Source organism: Actinopolymorpha pittospori, from assembly GCF_014873875.1.
Classification (GTDB): Bacteria; Actinomycetota; Actinomycetes; order Propionibacteriales; family Actinopolymorphaceae; genus Actinopolymorpha; species Actinopolymorpha pittospori.
In genome coordinates, this window is record NZ_JADBEM010000001.1 from 5,146,260 (window position 1) to 5,165,377 (window position 19,118).

The 19,118-nt window shown below is 68.9% G+C and carries 19 protein-coding genes; 8 read left to right on the forward strand and 11 right to left on the reverse strand.

All coding sequences use genetic code 11. The annotated features are described in order from the left end of the window. Positions 1-3: 3 nt before the first annotated feature. From HEB94_RS24240 to HEB94_RS24250, 3 genes are all read right to left on the reverse strand, one after another. The gene (locus tag HEB94_RS24240; protein WP_192752020.1) at positions 4-1,968 is read right to left on the reverse strand and encodes a vWA domain-containing protein; all 1,965 of its coding nucleotides are present in this window, start codon (positions 1,966-1,968) and stop codon (positions 4-6) included. A gap of 114 nt (positions 1,969-2,082) precedes the next feature. Next, positions 2,083-3,465, reverse strand: a complete 1,383-nt coding sequence (locus HEB94_RS24245) for a magnesium chelatase ATPase subunit I (RefSeq protein ID WP_192752021.1) — start codon at positions 3,463-3,465, stop codon at positions 2,083-2,085. Between the two features lie 159 nt (positions 3,466-3,624). Next, positions 3,625-5,235 carry a GGDEF domain-containing protein gene (locus tag HEB94_RS24250; RefSeq protein WP_192752022.1) on the reverse strand — a complete coding sequence of 537 codons (1,611 nt, stop codon included), beginning with the start codon at positions 5,233-5,235 and terminating at the stop codon, positions 3,625-3,627. A gap of 65 nt (positions 5,236-5,300) precedes the next feature. Between HEB94_RS24250 and HEB94_RS24255 the strand changes: the two genes are divergently transcribed. Together HEB94_RS24255 and HEB94_RS24260 are read left to right on the forward strand one after the other, a co-directional pair. Continuing rightward, entirely contained in the window at positions 5,301-5,510 is a 210-nt protein-coding gene (locus HEB94_RS24255) for a hypothetical protein (RefSeq protein WP_192752023.1), read from the forward strand. Between the two features lie 207 nt (positions 5,511-5,717). Next, positions 5,718-6,767 carry a S1C family serine protease gene (locus tag HEB94_RS24260; protein ID WP_192752024.1) on the forward strand — a complete coding sequence of 350 codons (1,050 nt, stop codon included), beginning with the start codon at positions 5,718-5,720 and terminating at the stop codon, positions 6,765-6,767. Positions 6,768-6,823: 56 nt separating this feature from the next. Here the strand turns inward: HEB94_RS24260 and HEB94_RS24265 are convergent, their stop codons facing one another. From HEB94_RS24265 to HEB94_RS24285, 5 genes are all read right to left on the reverse strand, one after another. Continuing rightward, entirely contained in the window at positions 6,824-7,678 is an 855-nt protein-coding gene (locus HEB94_RS24265; protein ID WP_192752025.1) for an ABC transporter permease subunit, read from the reverse strand. 57 nt (positions 7,679-7,735) lie between these two features. After that, positions 7,736-8,722, reverse strand: coding sequence for a carbohydrate ABC transporter permease (locus HEB94_RS24270; RefSeq protein ID WP_192752026.1), 987 nt, complete (start codon positions 8,720-8,722; stop codon positions 7,736-7,738). A gap of 42 nt (positions 8,723-8,764) precedes the next feature. Next, positions 8,765-10,135, reverse strand: a complete 1,371-nt coding sequence (locus tag HEB94_RS24275) for an extracellular solute-binding protein (protein WP_192752027.1) — start codon at positions 10,133-10,135, stop codon at positions 8,765-8,767. A 152-nt stretch (positions 10,136-10,287) separates the two neighbouring features. Beyond that, the gene (locus tag HEB94_RS24280) at positions 10,288-10,863 is read right to left on the reverse strand and encodes a DUF4865 family protein (protein WP_238361610.1); all 576 of its coding nucleotides are present in this window, start codon (positions 10,861-10,863) and stop codon (positions 10,288-10,290) included. A 21-nt stretch (positions 10,864-10,884) separates the two neighbouring features. After that, positions 10,885-11,457, reverse strand: coding sequence for a TetR/AcrR family transcriptional regulator (locus tag HEB94_RS24285; RefSeq protein WP_192752029.1), 573 nt, complete (start codon positions 11,455-11,457; stop codon positions 10,885-10,887). A 168-nt stretch (positions 11,458-11,625) separates the two neighbouring features. Between HEB94_RS24285 and HEB94_RS24290 the strand changes: the two genes are divergently transcribed. The 5 genes from HEB94_RS24290 (at position 11,626) to HEB94_RS24310 (ending at position 15,035) form a co-directional block, all read left to right on the forward strand. Then, positions 11,626-12,123: a DUF222 domain-containing protein gene (locus tag HEB94_RS24290; protein WP_192752030.1), complete on the forward strand. Its 498-nt coding sequence runs from the start codon at positions 11,626-11,628 to the stop codon at positions 12,121-12,123. Between the two features lie 97 nt (positions 12,124-12,220). Then, a complete protein-coding gene (locus HEB94_RS24295; protein ID WP_420481602.1) occupies positions 12,221-13,483 on the forward strand; it encodes an IS256 family transposase in 1,263 nt (420 codons plus the stop codon). 47 nt (positions 13,484-13,530) lie between these two features. Beyond that, a complete protein-coding gene (locus tag HEB94_RS52665; protein ID WP_337918550.1) occupies positions 13,531-13,980 on the forward strand; it encodes a DUF222 domain-containing protein in 450 nt (149 codons plus the stop codon). A gap of 385 nt (positions 13,981-14,365) precedes the next feature. Further along, the gene (locus HEB94_RS50970) at positions 14,366-14,557 is read left to right on the forward strand and encodes a hypothetical protein (protein ID WP_337917957.1); all 192 of its coding nucleotides are present in this window, start codon (positions 14,366-14,368) and stop codon (positions 14,555-14,557) included. A 193-nt stretch (positions 14,558-14,750) separates the two neighbouring features. After that, positions 14,751-15,035, forward strand: coding sequence for an early set domain-containing protein (locus HEB94_RS24310; protein ID WP_192752032.1), 285 nt, complete (start codon positions 14,751-14,753; stop codon positions 15,033-15,035). A 71-nt stretch (positions 15,036-15,106) separates the two neighbouring features. Here HEB94_RS24310 and HEB94_RS24315 read toward each other — a convergent pair whose 3' ends face one another. Beyond that, on the reverse strand, positions 15,107-15,664 hold the full coding sequence (locus HEB94_RS24315; RefSeq protein ID WP_192752033.1) for a type 1 glutamine amidotransferase domain-containing protein: 558 nt from the start codon (positions 15,662-15,664) through the stop codon (positions 15,107-15,109). A 408-nt stretch (positions 15,665-16,072) separates the two neighbouring features. After that, positions 16,073-17,686 carry an FAD-dependent oxidoreductase gene (locus tag HEB94_RS24320; RefSeq protein WP_192752034.1) on the reverse strand — a complete coding sequence of 538 codons (1,614 nt, stop codon included), beginning with the start codon at positions 17,684-17,686 and terminating at the stop codon, positions 16,073-16,075. A 372-nt stretch (positions 17,687-18,058) separates the two neighbouring features. Between HEB94_RS24320 and HEB94_RS24325 the strand changes: the two genes are divergently transcribed. Further along, the gene (locus HEB94_RS24325; RefSeq protein ID WP_192757204.1) at positions 18,059-18,463 is read left to right on the forward strand and encodes a hypothetical protein; all 405 of its coding nucleotides are present in this window, start codon (positions 18,059-18,061) and stop codon (positions 18,461-18,463) included. On the opposite strand, the gene HEB94_RS24330 is transcribed toward HEB94_RS24325, so the two are convergent. Next, the gene (locus tag HEB94_RS24330) at positions 18,460-18,918 is read right to left on the reverse strand and encodes an SRPBCC family protein (protein WP_192752035.1); all 459 of its coding nucleotides are present in this window, start codon (positions 18,916-18,918) and stop codon (positions 18,460-18,462) included. The genes HEB94_RS24325 and HEB94_RS24330 overlap by 4 nt on opposite strands. Positions 18,919-19,118: the final 200 nt, after the last annotated feature.

The window sequence follows — 19,118 nt, forward strand, 5'->3', positions numbered from 1 at the left end:
GGTTCATGCCGACCGGCGGAACCCTCGCCTGGACCGGAGGTAGTCGGACACGACGAAATCACCCAAGCTGGTCAGGTCGGGCGTGAACACCCGGCCCCCGCTTCGCCGCGCGACCGCATCGACGAATCGGGCCAGACCCTCGTCCTCACCGAGCATGAAGAGGTTGAGCGTGGCGCCGTACCTCGCCAGCGCGTCGACCTCCTTGATCGTCGCGCGAAGCGTCTCGTGCGTCGTCGGCCAGGAGAAGAACGGCGAGCCGTCCGGCTCCAGGTGCGCGGTGGGTTCGCCGTCCGTGACGACCAGGATCACCGGCTCCGCGTCGGGATGCCGCCGTACGTGTCGCCCGGCGAGCATGAGCGCGTGCTGGAGATTGGTGCCCTGGATCCAGTCGGGCTCGATGTCGGCCAGCTGGACGGGGGAGAGGCGGCGGGCCACCCGGTCGAAACCGATGATCTCCAGCGCGTCCTGCCGGAACCGGGTCGCGATCAGGTGGGACAGCGCGAGCGCGGTCTGCTTCATCGGGCCCCAGCGGCCCTCCTGGACCATGGAGTACGACAGGTCGACGCACAGCGCGACCGCGGCGGAGGAACGGCGTTCGGTCTCGGCGATCGCGAAGTCCTCCACCGACAGCGACACCGAGGAGCGGCGCTCCGTCGCCGACCGGAGTACGGCGTTGTGGACCGTCCGCGTCGCGTCGATCGGGTGCTCGTCGCCGAAGCGCCACTCCCGGCTGCTCCCGGTCGGCTCGTCGGCCGCGCCGGTGCGGTGGTCGTCGTGGTCGCCGCGCCCGCTGGTGGAGATCTGCTGGAAGACCCGCCGCAGGGCGGCCTCGCCGAGTCGGCGGAGCGCCTTCGGGGTGAGGCGGAGGCCGTCGGAGCCCCTGGCGACGTAGCCCTGCCGCTCGAGCTCGCGCTCCAGGTCGCGCAACGCCCGCATGTCGATCGCCGCCTCGGAGCCGAGCTGGCGTTCCAACGCCTCGACGTCCACGTCGTCGAGGGTCGCGCCGGGGTGTTCCTGGCCGAGCTGTTCGCTGAGTGCCTCCAGGTCGGCGAGGTCGGCGACCGCCTCGACCGCCTCGCCGTAGCCGAGTGGCTGCTGTCCTCGCATCCGGGCGCGGCTGTCCCAGTCGAGGCCGGGCCGGAGCGCGCGCAGGTTGTCGCGGAGTTGTCCGAGCTGGGAGGCGAGGTCCGCGTCGCCGAGTGCCTGTGCCATCAGCTGGGCCAGCTCGTCGCGCTGCTGCGGCGACAACGACCGCATCAGGCGTTCGGCCGCGGCGGCGCGTCGTGCCAGCAGATCGACGAGTTCGTCGGTGTTGGCGGGGTTCTCGGGGAAGAACTCCCCGTGCCGTTCCATGAACTGCGCGAACCGGTCGGTCGTGTCCTCACCGCGGGCGTGCGCGGCGAGCAGCGGGTTGAGGTCGCCGAGCATGTCGCGGACGGCCTGGCTCGCGGCCGGGTCCTCGCCGGACAGTGCCTGCTTCATCCCGGCGAACTGCGCGTCGAGTACCTCCCGGCGCAGCATCGCCTGGATCTGTTCGTAGGTCTGCCGACCCTCCTGCGAACGCCAGTTGTACGGCGAGAGCTCACGCACCGCGCGAGCCGTGTCGTCAGGGAGCGTGTCGAGCTCCATCTCCTGGAGTCGCGCGTCGTCACTCGGGTCACGCGCCAGGGTGTCCTTCTCGGCGGCGAGCGCCTGGTCGAGCATCTGGCGTACGCGGTCGAGGGTTCCGGCCAGGTCGCCGCGCCGGCGCGCCTGCTCGCGCCGCCGGCGGGCGCTCGCGAGCAGGTCGTCGAGTCCGCGGCGGCCCTGCGGACCGCGCCGCAGCAGGTCGCGCAGGGCCTCGCGCAGGCTCGCGCCGGACAGGACGTCGCGGCCGAGTTGGTCGAGCGCCTCGCGGATGTCGTAGGGCGAGGCGAGCGGGTCGGGGCCGTTGTCCCACGGCCCGTAGCGGAACTTCCGTGCGCTCAAGGCGCCCGTCCTCCTCTGGGTGGTTCGGGACTCTGAGTGGTGCGGGGCGCCGGTCGGTCCGGCGCCGGTGCGTCCGCGAGCGATGTTGCGTCCGCGGGGCTGGAGCGCTCGACGTCAGGCGCCGTAGTACGTCACGCCGTCCACGGTCTCCTTGGCGAGCCGCCTGGTGAGGTGCAGCCCCTCGAGCACGAACTCCACCGCCGAGGCCACCTCGCCCGGCGAAGCGGCGTCACCGAGGTCGAGCCGGTCGAGCACCTTCGCGAGCCCGGGGACCGTCCCGAGCTGGTCGAGGAGTTCGTCGCCGCGGGTCAGCTCGCCCGTCTCCACTGTCGTTCCCTCGGCGAAGTGGTTGCTGAAGCCGCTCAGGTCGAGGCCACGCAGCCGCTCCCGGAACGTCTCGGCGATCGCGACCCGGAGCTGGTGAACGAAGATCTCCTGTTCGCGACCCTCCTCGCCCATCTCGAACTCCACCTTGCCGTGCAGGGTGGGCAGGACACCGGGCACGTCGCAGACCCGCGCCACCGGGTCGCTCTCGCCGGTCAGCGCCGCGCGGCGCAGGGCCGAGGCGCCGACGGTCTCCGCCGCGGTGATCGCGAACCGGGCGGACACGCCCGAGCGCTGGTCGATGGACGGGGACTCGCGCAGGCCCCGCGTCAGCCGGGCCACCACCTCGATCAGGAAGTCGGGTACGGGAGCACCGAGCTGTGCCTCCTGGCGGATCAGCACGAGCTCCTCGACGACCTCGAGTGGGTAGTGCGTACGGATCTCGGCGCCGAAGCGGTCCTTCAGCGGCGTGATGATGCGGCCACGGTTGGTGTAGTCCTCGGGGTTGGCCGAGGCGACCAGCAGCAGGTCGAGCGGCAGTCGCAGGATGTAACCACGGACCTGAATGTCGCGCTCCTCGAGCACGTTGAAGAGCGCCACCTGGATGCGTTCGGCGAGGTCAGGCAGCTCGTTCAGGGCGAAGATGCCGCGGTTGGTGCGGGGTACGAGGCCGTAGTGGATGGTCTCCGGGTCACCGAGCGTGCGGCCCTCCGCGACGCGTACGGGGTCGACGTCGCCCACCAGGTCACCGACGCTGGTGTCGGGGGTGGCGAGCTTCTCGCCGTACCGCTCCTCTCGGTGCTTCCAGGTCACCGGAAGGTCGTCACCAAGCTCGGCGGCGAGCCGTCGACAACGGGTACAGACCGGAGCGTGGGGGTGGTCGTTGATCTCGCAGCCCTCGACGACCGGGGTCCACTCGTCGAGCAGGCTGACGAGGGTGCGCATCAGGCGGGTCTTGCCCTGCCCGCGCTCGCCCAGCAGGACCAGGTCGTGGCCGGCGAGGAGCGCGCGCTCCAGTTGCGGCAGGACCGTGTCCTCGAACCCCACGATGCCGGGGAAGGCGGTGGAGCCGTTACGGAGAGCGGTGATCAGATTGTCGCGGATCTCTTCCTTGACGCTGCGGTGCTGGTGTGGTGTGGCGCGCAGGGCGCCGAGAGTCGCGGGTCGAGTCACGCAGACGACCGTACGTCGGGCATCACCGTTTCGGCGAGCCTTGCTGCGTAAAAGCCTGGTCCTGACAGGTCCCCCAAAGCCCGGACCGACCGGTGTCACGGACTCGCGCGGGCGGTCGTCGTGGACCGCACGGATCGGATATTCCGGGTACGCGCGAACTCAGGGCTCGTCCGGCAACGGGTTGGCGCGGACCTCGACGCGGTTCTTTCCCTGCCGCTTGGCCCGCAGCAGCGCCTCGTCCGCGGCCGCGAGCAGCTGGGTCCGGGTCGCTCCGTGCCAGGACTGCGCGAGCCCGGCCGTGATCCGGATCCGCCGGTCACCCGGCAGACAGTTCCAGACCCGGTCCTCGACCCGCTGCCGCAGCCGGTCGACGACCTCGAACGCCTCACGGGCGCCGCGGCTCGGGAGCACGATGACGAACTCCTCGCCGCCGAACCGGGCGATGGCGTCCTCGGAGGACAGCGAGGCGCGCAACTCCTGGGCGAGCTCACGGAGCAGGTCGTCGCCCACGAGGTGGGACAGCTCGTCGTTCACGCTCTTGAAGTCGTCGATGTCCACGAACGCCACCGCGAGCGGAAGCCCCGTCGCCGCCGACTCCACCAGCAGCTCCGGCAGCCGGATCTCGATCAGCCGGCGGTTGCCGAGACCGGTCAGCGGATCGGTGAGGTAGGCGGCGGCCCGGCGCCGGATCTCGTCACGGACACGTTCGGTGTCGAGACGCTCGTCGAAGGACTGGACCCGGGCGCGCCGCTCCTCCCAGCGGTCGCGGACCAGCCGCCAGGTGAGCTGCGCGTACGCCTCCGTCGTGGGAGTCGATCCCTCGCGTTGGCGGAGCAGTCCGGCGTACTCCCAGTAGGCGCGGGCCGCGACGACGTGCAGCCGGGGGAGCCGGTCGCCGACGGAGCAGGCGAGCTCCGCCTGCTCCAGCGCCCGGTCGGTGTCGCCCTCGTTGGCGAACGCCCTGGCCATGGCGAGGTAGCCGACCATGGTGGCCTCGTGGCGTTCGGTCGCGGCGACGGCCCCCAGGTTGGCCAGGAGTTCCGGCATCACGCTGGCGCCCTCGCCGAGCATGGCGCGGGCCGCGCAGGCCTGCACCACGACCTCGCGTGGCCAGTAGGAGCGGTCGATCGCGTCCACCCCGGCCGGTGCGGTCTCGAACGCGGTCAGGGCCATGCGGTAGTGCTCGCGCGCCTCGTCGAGCTCACCGATCAGCTCCAGCTCCGAGGCCCAGTGCAGTTGCAGCCAGCCGCTGTTGTAGGCGTACAACGTCTGCAACATCGCGTCGGAGAGTTCGACCGACACGCGGTAGAGCCGCTCCAGCCAGGTCGTCGCCAACTCGTAGAGGTCGAGGCGGGCGAGGGCGAGGACGGCGGCGTTGATGGCGTGCCCGACGGCGTAACTCGGCGTGTCGAGCTCCTCCAGCAGGACCACGGCGCGGGCGAGTTCGTCGTAGGCGGGCTCGAACTTGCCCCGCAGCAACAGCGCCATCCCGCGCAGTGCGTGCCCGAACGCCTCCCAGATCCGCTCGTCCAGCGGCTCGGCGAGCCGGATCATCTCCGCCGCCACCTCGTCGGCCCGGTCGAGTTCGCCCACCTCGTGGTAGGAGGCGAAGCGCACGAAACGCAACCACTGGGCACGCTCGTTGGCGTGCTCCTTCTGGGCGCGGGCGAGCACGTCGTCGAGCTCGACGAGGACCTTGCGGGCCTCCCCGGACTGGGCCCGGATCAGCAGTCCGGTGATGTCGGCGAGGGCGGCAGGTCGCGGCTTCATCTGCCTGGACACATATCCCTCTCGTCCTGTCTGCCCGACATCCGGCGGTCGCGTGGTGCGCCCGGTTGACTCTGGATCGGAACCTTCGGTTGCTGCTCGGTTGGCATGTCCTGCCCACCCTGCCTCGCCGGGCCGCCACCGTACGGGCCACCATCGCGAGGACCACCACCCCGGTCGTGCCCACCACGAACGCGTCGGTGCTCGGCTCGCCCCGGAACGCGGCCCGGACGCCGTCGACGACGTACGGGAACGGGTTGACCCGAGACAGGTTATAGAGCCACCCAGGGGCGAGTGACATGGGCAGCATGATGCCCGAGACCGGCGCCACCGGAAGGGTGAACGCGCGCCGTGGACCGGCGCGGCGGGCGGCGGCCGAGTAAGGCGAGCCGACCCCGGGTACACCCAGGGCAAGGCTCGAACCGCCACCAGGCACCCGTCCCGTCGATTGGCCGGGGGTTCCCCGGAGAGGCGAGCAGGCCCAGATGCGCAGACCGAGGGTTGTCCAGTTCGCCGCCTCGGCCGTGGTGCTGGCGGTCGTCACCACCGGCTGCACCGGAGGCGGGGCGGACAGCGAGCCGACGCCGCCGGCGGGGGCGGGGACCGCGCCGGGGGCCAGCAACCTTCAGCAAAGCTACGAGTCGATCGTGCGGCGGGTCCTCACTTCCGTCGTACAGATCACCACCAGTGAGGGCCTCGGGTCCGGCATCATCTACGACCAGCAGGGACACATCGTCACCAACGCCCACGTCGTCGGCCGGGCGAAGACGTTCCAGGTGCGGCTCGCCACGGGTGGGTCTCCGCTGCCGGCCCGGCTCGTCGCGGCCTTCCCACCCGACGACCTCGCCGTGATCAAGCTGAACGACCCACCATCGCTTAATCCCGCGGAGTTCGCGGACTCCAGCCGGGCCAGGGTGGGCGAGATCGTCCTCGCCATGGGAAACCCGCTCGGGCTGTCCGGAAGCGTCACCGAGGGCATCATCTCCGCCGTCGGGCGTTCGGTGCAGGAGCCACCGGCGGAGGGCGCGGCCGGAGCGACGATCACGAGCATGATCCAGACGTCCGCCGCGATCAACCCGGGCAACAGCGGCGGTGCGCTGGTGGACCTGTCCGGCCGGGTCATCGGGATCCCGACGCTGGCCGCCTCCGACCCCCAGCTCGGCGGCGGCGCCGCGCCCGGCATCGGCTTCGCCATCCCGAGCAACACCGCCACCCGCATCGCCGGGCAGATCGTGAAGTACGGCAGGGTCGTCAACTCCGGTCGCGCCCAGCTGGGCATCACCGGCGCGACCGTCACCAACACCTCCGGCACGCCGATCGGTGTCAGCGTCGTGGAGGTCCGGGCCGGCAGCGGTGCCGCGAAGGCCGGCATCCAGCGTGGCGACGTGATCACCGCGATCAACTCGGTGAAGACGCTGACCAGCGCCGAGCTCAGCGAGGTGGTCGCACAGCACCGGCCGGGTCAGGTCGTCACCGTCACGTTCCTGCGTGACCAGACGCGTGGGTCGGTCAAGGTTCGCCTCGGCCAGCTCTGAGCGCCTCGCGCCTCGGACGGGCGTTCGGACTCAACCCTTCAGCCCGGTCAGGGCGGTCAGCCCTTCAGCCCGGTCAGGGCGATCCCCTGGATGAACCTGCGCTGGGCCAGGAAGAAGACCACGATCACCGGCAGCGCGATCATGAACGCGTAGGCAGCCTGTGGGCCGAGCTCGGTCTGGAAGAGGCTGGTTCGGAAGTAGTGCATGCCGAGCGAGAGGGTGTAGAGGTTCGGGTCGTTCAGGTAGATCAGCGGCCCGAGGAAGTCGTTCCAGCTCGCGACGAACTGCAGCAACGCGACGACCGCGAGCGCGGGAACCGCGAGCGGAAGGACGATGCGCGCGAAGATCCGGAACTCCGACGCGCCGTCGATCCGTGCCGCCTCGGTGATCTCGACCGGAATCCGCAGGAAGAACTGCCGGAGCATGAAGATGTAGAACGGCACGCCGAAGAAGTGCGGCACCGTTAGCGGCAGGAACGTGTTCACCCAGCCGAGGTTGGCGAACATGATGTACTGCGAGATCATCGTGACCTCGTAGGGCAACAGCATGGTGCTGATCACCAGCACGAAGATCAGGTTGCGCCCGCGCCAACGTATGTGGGAGAAGCCGTACGCCACGACGGCGCTCGACACGGCGACGCCGAACACCGACACGACCGCGACGAAGAGGCTGTTGCGGAAGAACACCAGCATCGGGACGGTCTCGAACGCCGCCGCGTAGTTGGCGAAGTGCGGCGGCGCCGGTATCCACATCGGTGGGATCCGAAGATTCTGTTCCTGGGTCTTCAGCGAGGTCGAGATCAGCGCGAGGACCGGCACGATGAACGCCAGTCCCACCAGGGCCAGCGCGACGTGTCGTCCGACCTGGCCCACCAGCGCGGGGCTCGCCGCGGAACTCCGGGATCGAGGCACCGTTCCCACTCCTAACTCCTGGCGTACGACGTGAGCTCTGGCGTACGGCGTCAAGCACTACTTGCGGCGGCCGTCGCCGCCCTCGTAGTAGACGACGTGCGATCCGAGCCGGAACAACCCCAACGTCACGAGCAGGACGATCACGAACATGATCCACGACATCGCCGAGGCGTAGCCCATCCGACCGTTCACGAAGGCGTTGGTGTAGATCTGCAGGCCCCACGTGACGGTCGACCGTGCCGGTCCGCCTGTTCCGTCGGTGAGGAAGAAGATGCTGACGAAGTTCTGGAACGCGGCGATGATGGCAAGGACGACGTTGAAGAAGATGACCGGGCTCAGCATCGGCAAGGTGACGTGGCGCAGTCGCTGCCACCAACCCGCACCGTCCACCTCGGCGGCCTCCATCAGGTGGCGTGGCACGTCCTGCAGCCCCGCCAGATAGATGACGACGCTGTTGCCGACGCCCCACAGGCCAAGGACGATCAGCGCCGGCTTCGACCAGTCCGGCGAACGCAACCAACCCGGGCCGGGGATACCGAACACGCCGAGCAGATTGTTGATCACACCGAACTGTGGATCCAGCACGAGCAGGAAGATGAACGAGCTCACCACGATCGGCAGCATGGTGGGCAGGTAGTAGAGCGTGCGGTAGATCCCGATCCCCTTCACCCGCTGGTTGAGCAGCATGGCGAGGGCCAGCGACAGCAGCGTGCCGGCGGAGACCCCCAGCGCCGCGAGATACAGCGTGTTGACCACAGCGTCGCGCAGGTAGGGGTCGTTGCTGAAGATGTTGACGTAGTTCTGCAGACCGATCCAGCGTGGAGCCTTCAACACGTTGTACGACGTGAAACTGAAGTACAACGACGCGAGCATCGGGCCGAGGGAGAAGACCAGGAACCCGATGATCCATGGCGAGATGAACAGGATCCCGTTGCGCTGGTTACGCCACTCCTGACCGACCAGGCCGAACCTGCCCTTCGGCCGCTCGGTCCGTGCACCGTCGGCCGTGTTCCTTCGGCCCGGTCTCGATGCCGTCTGGGACATGCGCCCTCCCGTCTCGAAGCGCCGTGCTCGGAACAGCCGAGATCAGCCGTAGTTTCGTTCGGTGATGGCGACCTGGAGCGCCTGTTGCACGATGGAGTCGGCCTCGGCCAACGCTTGTGCGGGTGTCATCTTGAGGTTGATGACCTGCTCCTCGGCGTCACCGAGGGCGCGGTAGTACTCCGCGAGGACCGGGCTCGGCGGTAGCCACTGGCGTTCTGGTCCGGCCTTCGCGTTCGCCGTCAGGATCGCCTGCCACATCTTGTCCTTGGCGTAGAACGGCGTGGAACGCGTGGACAGCTTCGCCGGCGCCCAGCCGAGGGCGGCGCCGAAGTGCTTCGTGAAGCGGGAGTCGTCCAGCATCCAGGTGACGAACGCCATCGTCTCCTTCACGTTCCCGGCACCACGGGGCATCATGAAGGACCAGCCGCTGTGGCACAGGTAGGGCCTACCGCCCGGTGGAGGTGGCATCAGCCCGACACCGACGGTCTCCTCGAAGCGCTTCGCCCCGACGATCTGCCGGTTACCGAGGTACCAGTCGCCGACCATCATCATGCCCACCCGCCCGGAGATGAGCGGATCTGCCGCTGCGCCGGTGGCATTGGCGATGGAGGTGAAGCTGTTGATCTTCGCCGCTCCGCCGAACTTCCGGGCGATCGACGCCTCCCACTCCAGGGCTTTCCGCATCCCGGGGGTGTTGAGGGCGACGCGGCGTTCGGATCCGCTTTCCAGGCCGGCGTCGAAGAGGTGGCCGAGCGCGATGTCGTTGAACTCCCAGCCGGACCACGGGACGAACCCGAGCCGCTTGATGGTGCCGTTCTCCACCTGGTCGATCCGTCGCGCGTACTCCTCGAACTCCGCCCATGTGGCCGGCGGACGATTGGGGTCGAGACCCGCCTCGACGAAGACCTTCTTGTTGTACCAGAGCAGATTGTCGGGATCCCAGTCGATGGGTACGCCGTAGGTGTGTCCCTGCCACTGGGCGGAGTCCCAGGCCTCTGGAACGAAGTCGTCCGCCTTGATTCCGGCCCCGGCGATCGCGTCGTCCATCGGCTGGATCATTCCCTGCGACGCCCAGCGGGCGATGACGTCGTCGTAGGAGATGATGACGTTCGGCTGGCTCCTTCCCACGGTGGCGGCGAGCAACTTGCCCTGCCGGTCGTCACCGACGTCGGGATACAACGTGATCTTGACGAGGATCTTCGGGTTCTCGCAGTTGAACTCCTGCGCCGCCCTGGTGAGGGTCGGGTTCGCCCAGGGCAGCCACCATTCGATCGTGACCGCGTCCTTCGCCGGCTCGGTGTCTGGGCATAGCGGCGACAGTGAGCCGGTGTTCGCGCTCGAGATGCCACACCCGGTCAGCATCGTGGCGGTCAGGGCCAACGGAAGCAGGACATGCCAGAGGCGCTTCGGCACCGGATGACCTTTCGGGTCGGCGGGAAGTGCGGGTCGGGCAACGGTCGCTAGCCGATCCTTTGCGCCGGGTCGTTCGGCTCACAAGTCTTCGACGAGAATGGTCCTCATCCGGCCTTCGTCGACCTCGTCCGGTGCTGCCGCATGGGGGTCGTTCACCACTGCCGGCCGACCCGCAGATCGAGCAACTGGGGCGTGGACAGGTGCAGCACCTGGTACCGGTCGCCGAACTCCTCGGTCGGGGTCTGTTCCCAGAGGGTGAAGTGGGTGAGTTCCCAGTGCCGCGGGTCGACCGCGAGTGCCGTCGAGTGCACGCCTGGGTGAGCGGCGAGGCCGGTCACCCGCTCCAACGCCTGGTCGATGACCGAGGCGGGGTCCTCGCCGTACGGTATCCGCGTCCGGTGTTGGGTGGCGGCCCGTGGAGTCGATGTCAGCGCCGGACCTGGGTGGAAGGCGAGCCCGGTCCAGTGCTGGACGACGGGGCGCCCGAAGTCGGAGATGATGCCGCGGAACCCGCTGCCCCACAGGAAGCTGTTCATGCCGGTGACCGAGACCCACAGATAGAACGGCGCGTACTGGTTGACGGGTGAGCCGTCGACGCCCCGTTCGCGTACGCAGTAGGCCTTGAGCCCGAGTCCGGGGAAGGTGTCCAGCAGGGCCCCTCGGGTCGCCACCCGGTCGTGGATGATGCCCATGTCGTAGTCGGCGGGCAACGTGATCTCGTACTGCATCGCGTGCATCGTTTCGGCTTCCTACCGCGCCGAGCCACCTGCTCGACCGAGGAGGCCGAGCAGTCCGCGAATCGCGGTGTCGAAGTGGTCGGCGGAGTCGGCCGCGCGGGCGAGCACGTAGCCGCCCTGCAACACCGCGACGATCGTCGCGGCTGTGTCGTCCGGGTCGAGTGCGTGGTCGAACTCTCCCCGGGCCTGTCCGTCGGTGAGGATCTCCGCGAGCCGGCCCCGCAGCCAGGCGAAGGTGTCGTCGACCGGCTGTCGCAGGTGGGCGTCGGCGACGATGTCCGGGTCCTGACTCAGCCGACCGATCGGGCAGCCGCGCAGCACGTCGCGTTCCCGACGTAGGTACGCGGAGATCCGGTCGGTGGCGCTGCCGGGGGCGCTGAGCTGCTCCTCGGCGGCCGCACGCATCTCCGCCGCGGAGCGTCGGATCGCGGCGAGCGCGAGGTCGGCCTTCCCGGTGAAGTGGTGGTACATGCTGCCCTGGCCGGCGCCGGCCCGCTGCTGGATGGCCTTCGGGCTGGTGCCGACGTAGCCGCGTTCCCACAACAGGTCCTGGGCGCTCTCGATCAGGCGGTCGGACGTGCTCATGCGGCTACTGTACCTACTAGTACGTACGGCGGTCGACTGGGTCCGATGTTGCTCGCCGAGGGTTCGGGAAGCCGACGGGAAAGGCGTTCGAAGAAGCCTTCGCTGGTGGGCTCGGAATCCCCTTGTTTTGCAGGGGTTGTTGTCGGTGGTCGGGTCTAGGGTTTGGTCATGGTCATGGTCATGGACATCGACACCGGCAGTAGCGGTGGGGGTGCGGGTTTCGCGCATCCGTTGCTGGCTTGGCTTGCCGATGTCGGTGCGGGCATTGACGCGGCTATCGAGTGCCCGACCCTGTCGTTGCCGTTGGGCGAGTACGAGTCGGCCTTACGGGAGATCGCTGTCTGCGAGGCGAGGCTCGCGTCGCTGCGGTTGTCTCTGACGCGGCAGGCCGACCTGAACGAGGTCAGGAAGCTGACCGGTGCCGCCAACACGGCGGGCTGGGTGCAGCAGGTGACGCGGGCGGGCCGGCGTGAGGCGTCGGTGTCAGTTCGGCTCGCGAAGGCGCTGGACCAGACGATCCAAGCGACCGGTCGTGCTCTTGGCGAGAGCGAGATCTCGTTGGGTCAGGCACAGGTCATCGAACGCGGCCATCGGACGTGTCAGATGGTCTGTGTATGGAGATCAACTATCGAGTTGAAGGAGTACACAGGTGTCCATGACCGATGAGCAGCAGGTAGGCCCGTTCGGGGAGTCGAGGTCGGTGCCGGGTTCGGCGCGGCAGGTGGTCAACGAGATGGTCGATGCCGGGTTGTTGGACGATCTGATGGATCGGGTCGACCGTGATGGGCTGGCGTTGACGGGTGCGGGCGGGTTCTTGCCCGAGCTGGTCAAGGCAGTGTTGGAGCGGGGCCTGCAGGCCGAGCTGAGCGACCACCTGGGCTATGCGAAGGGCGACCCGGCCGGGCGTGGCTCACCGAACTCCCGTAACGGCACCACGCCGAAGACGGTCGAGACGCAGGTCGGGCCGGTCGCCTTGGACACCCCACGCGATCGTGCCGGCAGCTTCGAGCCGCGGCTGGTGCCGAAGGGCTCACGCCGTCTGGGTGGGCTGGACGAGCAGATCATCTCCCTCTACGCCGGCGGGATGACCGTCCGCGACATCCAGCACCACCTGGCCCGCACCCTGGGCACGGACCTGTCACACGAGACCATCTCCAAGGTCACCGATGCCGTGGCCGAGGAGGTCAAGGCCTGGCAGTCCCGCCCGCTGGAGGAGATCTACCCGATCATCTACCTCGACGCGCTGGTGGTGAAAGTCCGTGACGGCCACCAGGTCCGCAACCGGGCAGCCCACATCGCCGTCGGTGTGGACCTGGACGGGATCAAACACGTGCTCGGGATCTGGGTCCAGGCAACCGAGGGCGCGAAGTTTTGGGCCGGAGTGTGCGCGGAGCTGGCCAACCGAGGCGTGCGAGACGTGCTCATCGTCTGTTGTGACGGGCTGTCCGGGTTCCCCGAGGCGATCGAGGCGACCTGGCCCCAGACCACGGTGCAGACATGCACGGTGCACCTGATCCGGGCCGCGATGCGGTTCGTGTCCTACGCCGACCGCAAGAAGGTCGCCGCGGCCCTCAAACCGATCTACACCGCCCCCACCGCTGAGGCCGCCGAGACCGAACTGTTGGCCTTCGCCGACTCCGAACTCGGCCGCAGATACCCCGCGACGGTGGCCACCTGGGAGAACGCCTGGGAGCGGTTCATCCCCTTCCTCGCCTTCCCACCCGAGGTCCGGCGGATCATCTACACCACCAACGCGATCGAGTCGCTGAACTACCAACTCCGCAAGATCATCAAGAATCGTGGCCACTTCCCAAGCGACGACGCCGTGATCAAGCTGTTGTGGCTGGCGATCCGCGACATCGAGGACAAGCGAGCCCGCCAACGCGCCAAAGAGCAGGGCACCCCAGCCAACAAGCGTAAAGCCCCCGCACGACTCGTCGAAGGCGCCACCGTCAACGGCTGGAAACAAGCCCTCGGAGCCCTCGCCCTCGCCTACCCCGACCGACTCACCCACCACATCAACTAACCAACCAAAAAGATCAACTTACACAGACAACTTGACAGGCTCGCGCCATCCGCCGCCTCCCCAACGACGCCGGTCCGGAGGTGCGAGCGGAGGCAGAAGCGTTCCTGCTCGACAGCGCGCAGGCCCTCGACACCGATCCCCTGGACAAGGCCGGCAAACACCTCTACGAAGTGATCGCACCCGAGGACGCCGAACGCAGAATCGGCAAACAACTGGAAGAACAGGAACGCCGCGCCCGGGAGAACCGGACCCTGAGCTTCGGCCCGGTCCGCGACGGGATGGGCACCATGTTCATGCGCCTCGACGTCCCCACCCTCGCGATCCTGCAAGCGCTCCTTGATCCACTCGCCCGCCCTCGCCCCACCGGTGCCGACGGGCCGGACCTGCGCAGCAGCGAACGACGGCAGGCCGACGCCTTCGCCGAACTCGTCGTCCTGGCCCAGGCAGCAGCCAGCGCACCCACCCGCGGCGGCACACGACCACGCCTCACCGTGTGACGATCAGCTGTGACGGCCTCGTGGTGAAGCTCGGCTACGGCACCCTCAACTCCGTGCTCACCGACTCCGGCCCCGCGCATCTGAAGGTAAAGACCCACAGGGACGAGGACGGGAGCGGGGGACACTCGGTGATCGGTTACCGGATCACGGGGCCGCCATTGTCAGCGACGCTGGTACGGCAACTGGCGTGTGACGCCGAGATCATCCCGGTCGTCCTCGGCGGTGACGGCGCCGTCCTCGACCTCGGCAGAGGGACCAGGCTGTTCACGTCCTCCCAACGACACGCATTGGCCGAACGCGACGGCTACTTCTGCCACTTCCCCGACTGCCGACGGCCGGAGAAGTGGACCGAGGCGCATCACATCCGCATCACATCCAGCATTGGGTGGACGGAGGAGCGACAGACCTCAACAACGGCGTCCTCCTCTGCCAACACCACCACACCACGATCCACACCAAGGGCTGGACGGTGCGCATGGGCGACGACGGGCACCCCGAATACCTCCCACCGCCCTGGGGGGATCCGTACCAGAACATCATCCGCCCCAACGACCAGACGCTGGTACGGCGACCCTGAGCCGGCAGACGCACGACGTCGTGTCCCGTGCCGCACTGCGATCGACCAACGGCCTCGGCCACACGACGCATCGGCGCCCGAACACCGCTGACGGACAGTGACGTTCGGGTGTCGTCCGACGCATGTACCCGAGGTGGGCCGCCAGGTTCCTTAGCATGCGGCCGAGCACGTCGCACACTGCCGGGAGGCGCCCGTGTCCATCCGCATCCTCGCCACGTCGGACGACGCCGAGGCCAAGATCCAACTCGTGCTGCCCGATGACGTTCACGACGGTCCGGTGTCCGCCGTCGGCACCTTCAACGACTGGACCCCTGGCCGGCACCGTCTCATACGACGCAACAACGGCACCCGCAGCGTCACGTTGACGGTCGCGCGTGGGCAGGAGCTTCGGTTTCGCTATCTCGGCTCGGGTGGACGCTGGTTCGACGACCCCGATGCGGAGGCCGTCGACCACGAGGGCAGCGTCATCCGGATCTGACCCGACGGACTTCCACGGCGCCCACTGAGCGCCGCCCCGCTAGACCTCCGCCCGACTACGCCCTCGCCCGACTACACCGCCGCGTGTGCCCGGGCGAACTGGTCGACGATCGCGCTGCAGAACGCCGGCAGGTCGGCGGGGGAGCGGCTGGTCGTGAACTGCCCGTCGATGCAGACCTCGGCGTCCACCACTTCGGCGCCGGCGTTGCGCAGGTCGGTGCGGATGCTCGGCCACGACGTCAGCCGATGTCCACGTACGGCGTCTGCCTCCGCCAGGGTCCAGGGGCCGTGACAGATCGCGGCTACCGGCTTGCCTGTCGCACAGAAGGCCTTGACGAAGGTGACCGCGTCGGCGTTCATCCGGAGCTGGTCAGGGTTGACAGTCCCACCGGGCATCAGCAGCGCGTCGTAGTCGTTCACGTTCGCGTCGGACACCAGGCGGTCGACCGCGATGGTTCCGGCGGGATCCATGTCCCACTGGCGTGCCCTGATCTCGCCAGGGCGGATGGACAGGACCTCGGATGCCGCGCCGGCGCCGTACAGCGCTCCGCGCGGCTCCTCGAGTTCGATCCTCTCCACTCCGTCGGTGGCGAGGATGGCGACCTTCTGCCCTTGGAGTTCGTGTGCCATCGGGATCGTCCCCTCCGCTCGTTGGCGTGTACGCGGCCGCCTCGGGCCCAGCCTGAGGGGCCCCCGGGGAGGGACGACGCTCACCTCCACCTGTCCAGCGGTCGGCGATCTCCGCTTCATGCTAGATACGCCGTGCGGTCCGCGGTCAACCCTCGACCTGACCGGGCGCCGTGATTCGCCCGTTCCCTCCCGGCCTCCTCGCGGCGGCCGCAGCGGTGGGAGCGCATACCCGTCATGTCGACCTTGGCGTCGAGTCGGGTGAGCTGAACCTTCGGACGGGACAGGGCGAACCATGAAGCTCGATGGGCAGATATGCACCCGCTCGTCTTCATGGTCAGGATCACGGCAACGGAGGCAGGGCGCCGGGGGTTGGCACCACGACGAACGAACGGGAGGGAGGTCGGTAGGTCAGTACCCCCGGATGTCGGGCCAGTGTCGTTCGACGCCGGCGTGGTCGAGGACGCGGGCGAAGTCCTCGAAGCGCTCCGCGTCACGATGTACCTGGTGCGGCTCGCTCCCGGTTGCCAGGCAGTGTGCGGCGAGGTGCCCGGCGGCCTCGCCGATGTTCCACTCGACGGGGTGCAGGCGGAACGATCCGTTGCTGATGTGGGTGGTGCCGAGGTTCTTCGCCGCCGGCAGCAGGTTGCGCACCCTGGTCGGGATCAGCGCGCCGAGTGGGATCTCGAACGGCACGCTCTCCAGGTCGATGTAGGTGTCTCCGCCGGTACTCGGGTGCAGGTCCAGGTGGTAGCTGCCGATTCCCACCGAGTCGCTACGTCGCACCCGGCCGTAGGGCCCCAGCACCTCCAGCGACACGTCGTTCTCGGTGACCGTCGTGAGTGCGCGGATTCGCCGGGACTCGCGGATGTAGGGCGCCTTCGCGAGTCCGTCCGGCGAGCCCGTGACGTCGCCGCGCAACCGGAGCCCGGGCCAGCCGGTGCCCCCGTCGGGGCGTGGTGCCTCGGTCTGCAGCCAGTACAGCAACGAGAAACTCAGCTCGCGGGCTGCCGTCAGGCTGGCGTTGACGGTCGTCTCGTCCACGTCGACCACGTTGCCGAGCCAGTAGTCGTTCATCGGCCAGTTGACCAGGGTGATGTCGGAGTCGAAGCTGCCCGGTTCGTGCATGCCTCGGGCGAGGATGCGGCGGAACAGCCAGAGTTCCAGGTCGCCGCCGTCCTTGCTCTGGTCGGCGGTGACCTCCATCGGGTCGTCGTCCGGGTTGGGTGTGAAGGTGCGCGGGACGGGTTCGAGTGTGCGCGGATGCGGTGCGACGAGCCCGAGCAGCGGACCGGGCCAGAAGTCTGGTCGATACTCGCGCCAGAAGTCGTAGGTCTTCGGCCGGTCGATGGTGTGGTCCTCGCCGGCGCGATGGTCGAGGGCGAAGCAGAACGTGAAGCCCTGCTGGTTCTGCGGTGCCGCCTGCGCCGGGGCGTGCGGTTCGTCGTACTCCGACTGCGCCTCGGCGCCGGTGACGTACTCCGTCGCCGTCAACGCCAGCAGGTCGCCTCGCTCGGTCGCGTCCACCACGTACGGTGCGCTGACCGTGAGTTGTCGGCCGGTGCGACCGTCCAGCAACTCGACGGCCCGCACCCGGTCCCCGTCGGAGTGCGCGGCCACCGCGGTGGTCTCCAGCAGGACGGTGAGGCGGCCGGCCGCCTGGTGGGGTGCGAGCATCGCCTCGAGGACCGCGAGCGCGACGCGGGGCTCGTGACACAGCTTGCTGACCCGGCCGGCGCCCGGGTTGAGCCAGGGCGTGCGGGCGGCTCTCGTCCGCAGGGGATAGTGCCGTCGGTAGTAGGCGCGGATGCCCTCGCGCAGTTCGCGGTAGGAGGCCGTGGCGCCGAACTGCTCGATCCACGGGTTCTCGTCCGGCGGCACCGCCTGACTCGTCGACTGTCCGCCCACCCAGTCCGTCTCTTCGGTGAGGATGGCGCGACGTCCACTCCGGCAGACCGCGAGGGCAGCGGCGACGCCACCGAGGCCACCGCCGACGATGAGCACATCCGTGCTGAGTTCAGGCATCCGGCTCTCTCCTACGTTCGACCGCTGCCCGACCAAGGCGCGCTTTGTCACCGCGGTGCCATGCTCGTTCGATCACATGTACCCAATGCGGTGTAGAGGACGTGTTCTCCACGTTCGCCGGGTCCGCACGTCGCCGTCAAGAGAGGGATGACGACCGGATCTGGTCATGCGCCGGTGTCGCGCCGCGTCGATCCCGTGGTGGGCGGTCACCGGCGGCACGCCGTGGCGCCGCGGTGCGGCGACGTAGGGCCCGCCGCGAAGTACGGTCGGAGAGTGGGTAGGACGTCGCGGCCGCGGTTGCCGGGTCACGCAGCTCGCGGTCGCCGCCGCCAGGCTCACGCGTGAGCGATCCGCGATGACAGGGAGGACACCGTGACTGGTCCCGACACCCCAGGACGGACGACATCCACGCCCGACATCCCCGACTCCGACATCCCCGAGCCCGGCTTCCGCCCCTCCGAGGACGACGAACTCGGCCTGCCGGACTCCGACATCCCGGACGTGCCGGCCGACTCCGAGCCGGACGAGGTGATCCTCGAGCCAGACGTCGAGAAGGCCCGCGATCTCACGGGTGAGACCGGCTACGAGATGCTGGGCACCGACGAGTTGCTGCCGGAGTCCGAGACCACCGAGTTCGAGCCGCCGGACAGGCTCTCCGCGGACACCCTCCATCGCCGGACGGCCGAGGAGGAAGAACGCGGGGAGACCCTCGACGAACGCCTCGCCGAGGAGGAGCCCGACCCGGCCCTCAGCTACGACGAGTTCGACGAGAACTAGCTCTGCCGCGCGTGGGTGCGGTGGCGCCCCTCGACGTGGTCGGCCAGTCGGCGCAGCGACTCCTTGTTGCGTGGGTCGAAGAACATCCCCTGCACCCGTTTCGGCAGCTGCCGCGCCGGGCCGTCGACGAGGTCCTCCTCCATCCGGACCTCCGTCCGGTCACTTCCCAGCGGCTGGAGCGTCAACCGCACCTGTGCGGTACCGACCGGCCACATCCGGGCCTCGAGCTCCAGCATCCGGGTCGGCTCCATCACGACGACGGCGGTGACGTCGTCGAGAACGAACGGCCAGGAGCCGACGCTGTGGTGGATTTTGGAGCCGACCGCCGGCCAGCCCGGATCGACCGAGCGGATGTGGGACGCGCCGACCAGCCACGCGGCGTACGTCCAACCGTCGGCCAACACGCCCCACACCTTCTCGACGGGGGCGGCGATCGGCTGCGACACCTCGGTCATCGCTGTCCTCCCTTACGCCGGCGCCTGTGGACACGCCTACCCAGCCGGACCGCGCGCTGCACCTGGCCAGCCGTGGTCAAAGAGTGCGACGAGGCCCAGCGCGGTCCAGACCACGAGTCACGACATCCGGTACGGTCCGGACGTTCGGGGGCGAAGAGTCCGCGGGTGGAGGGAAACGCAAGCTCGGGTTGCTGCCGACT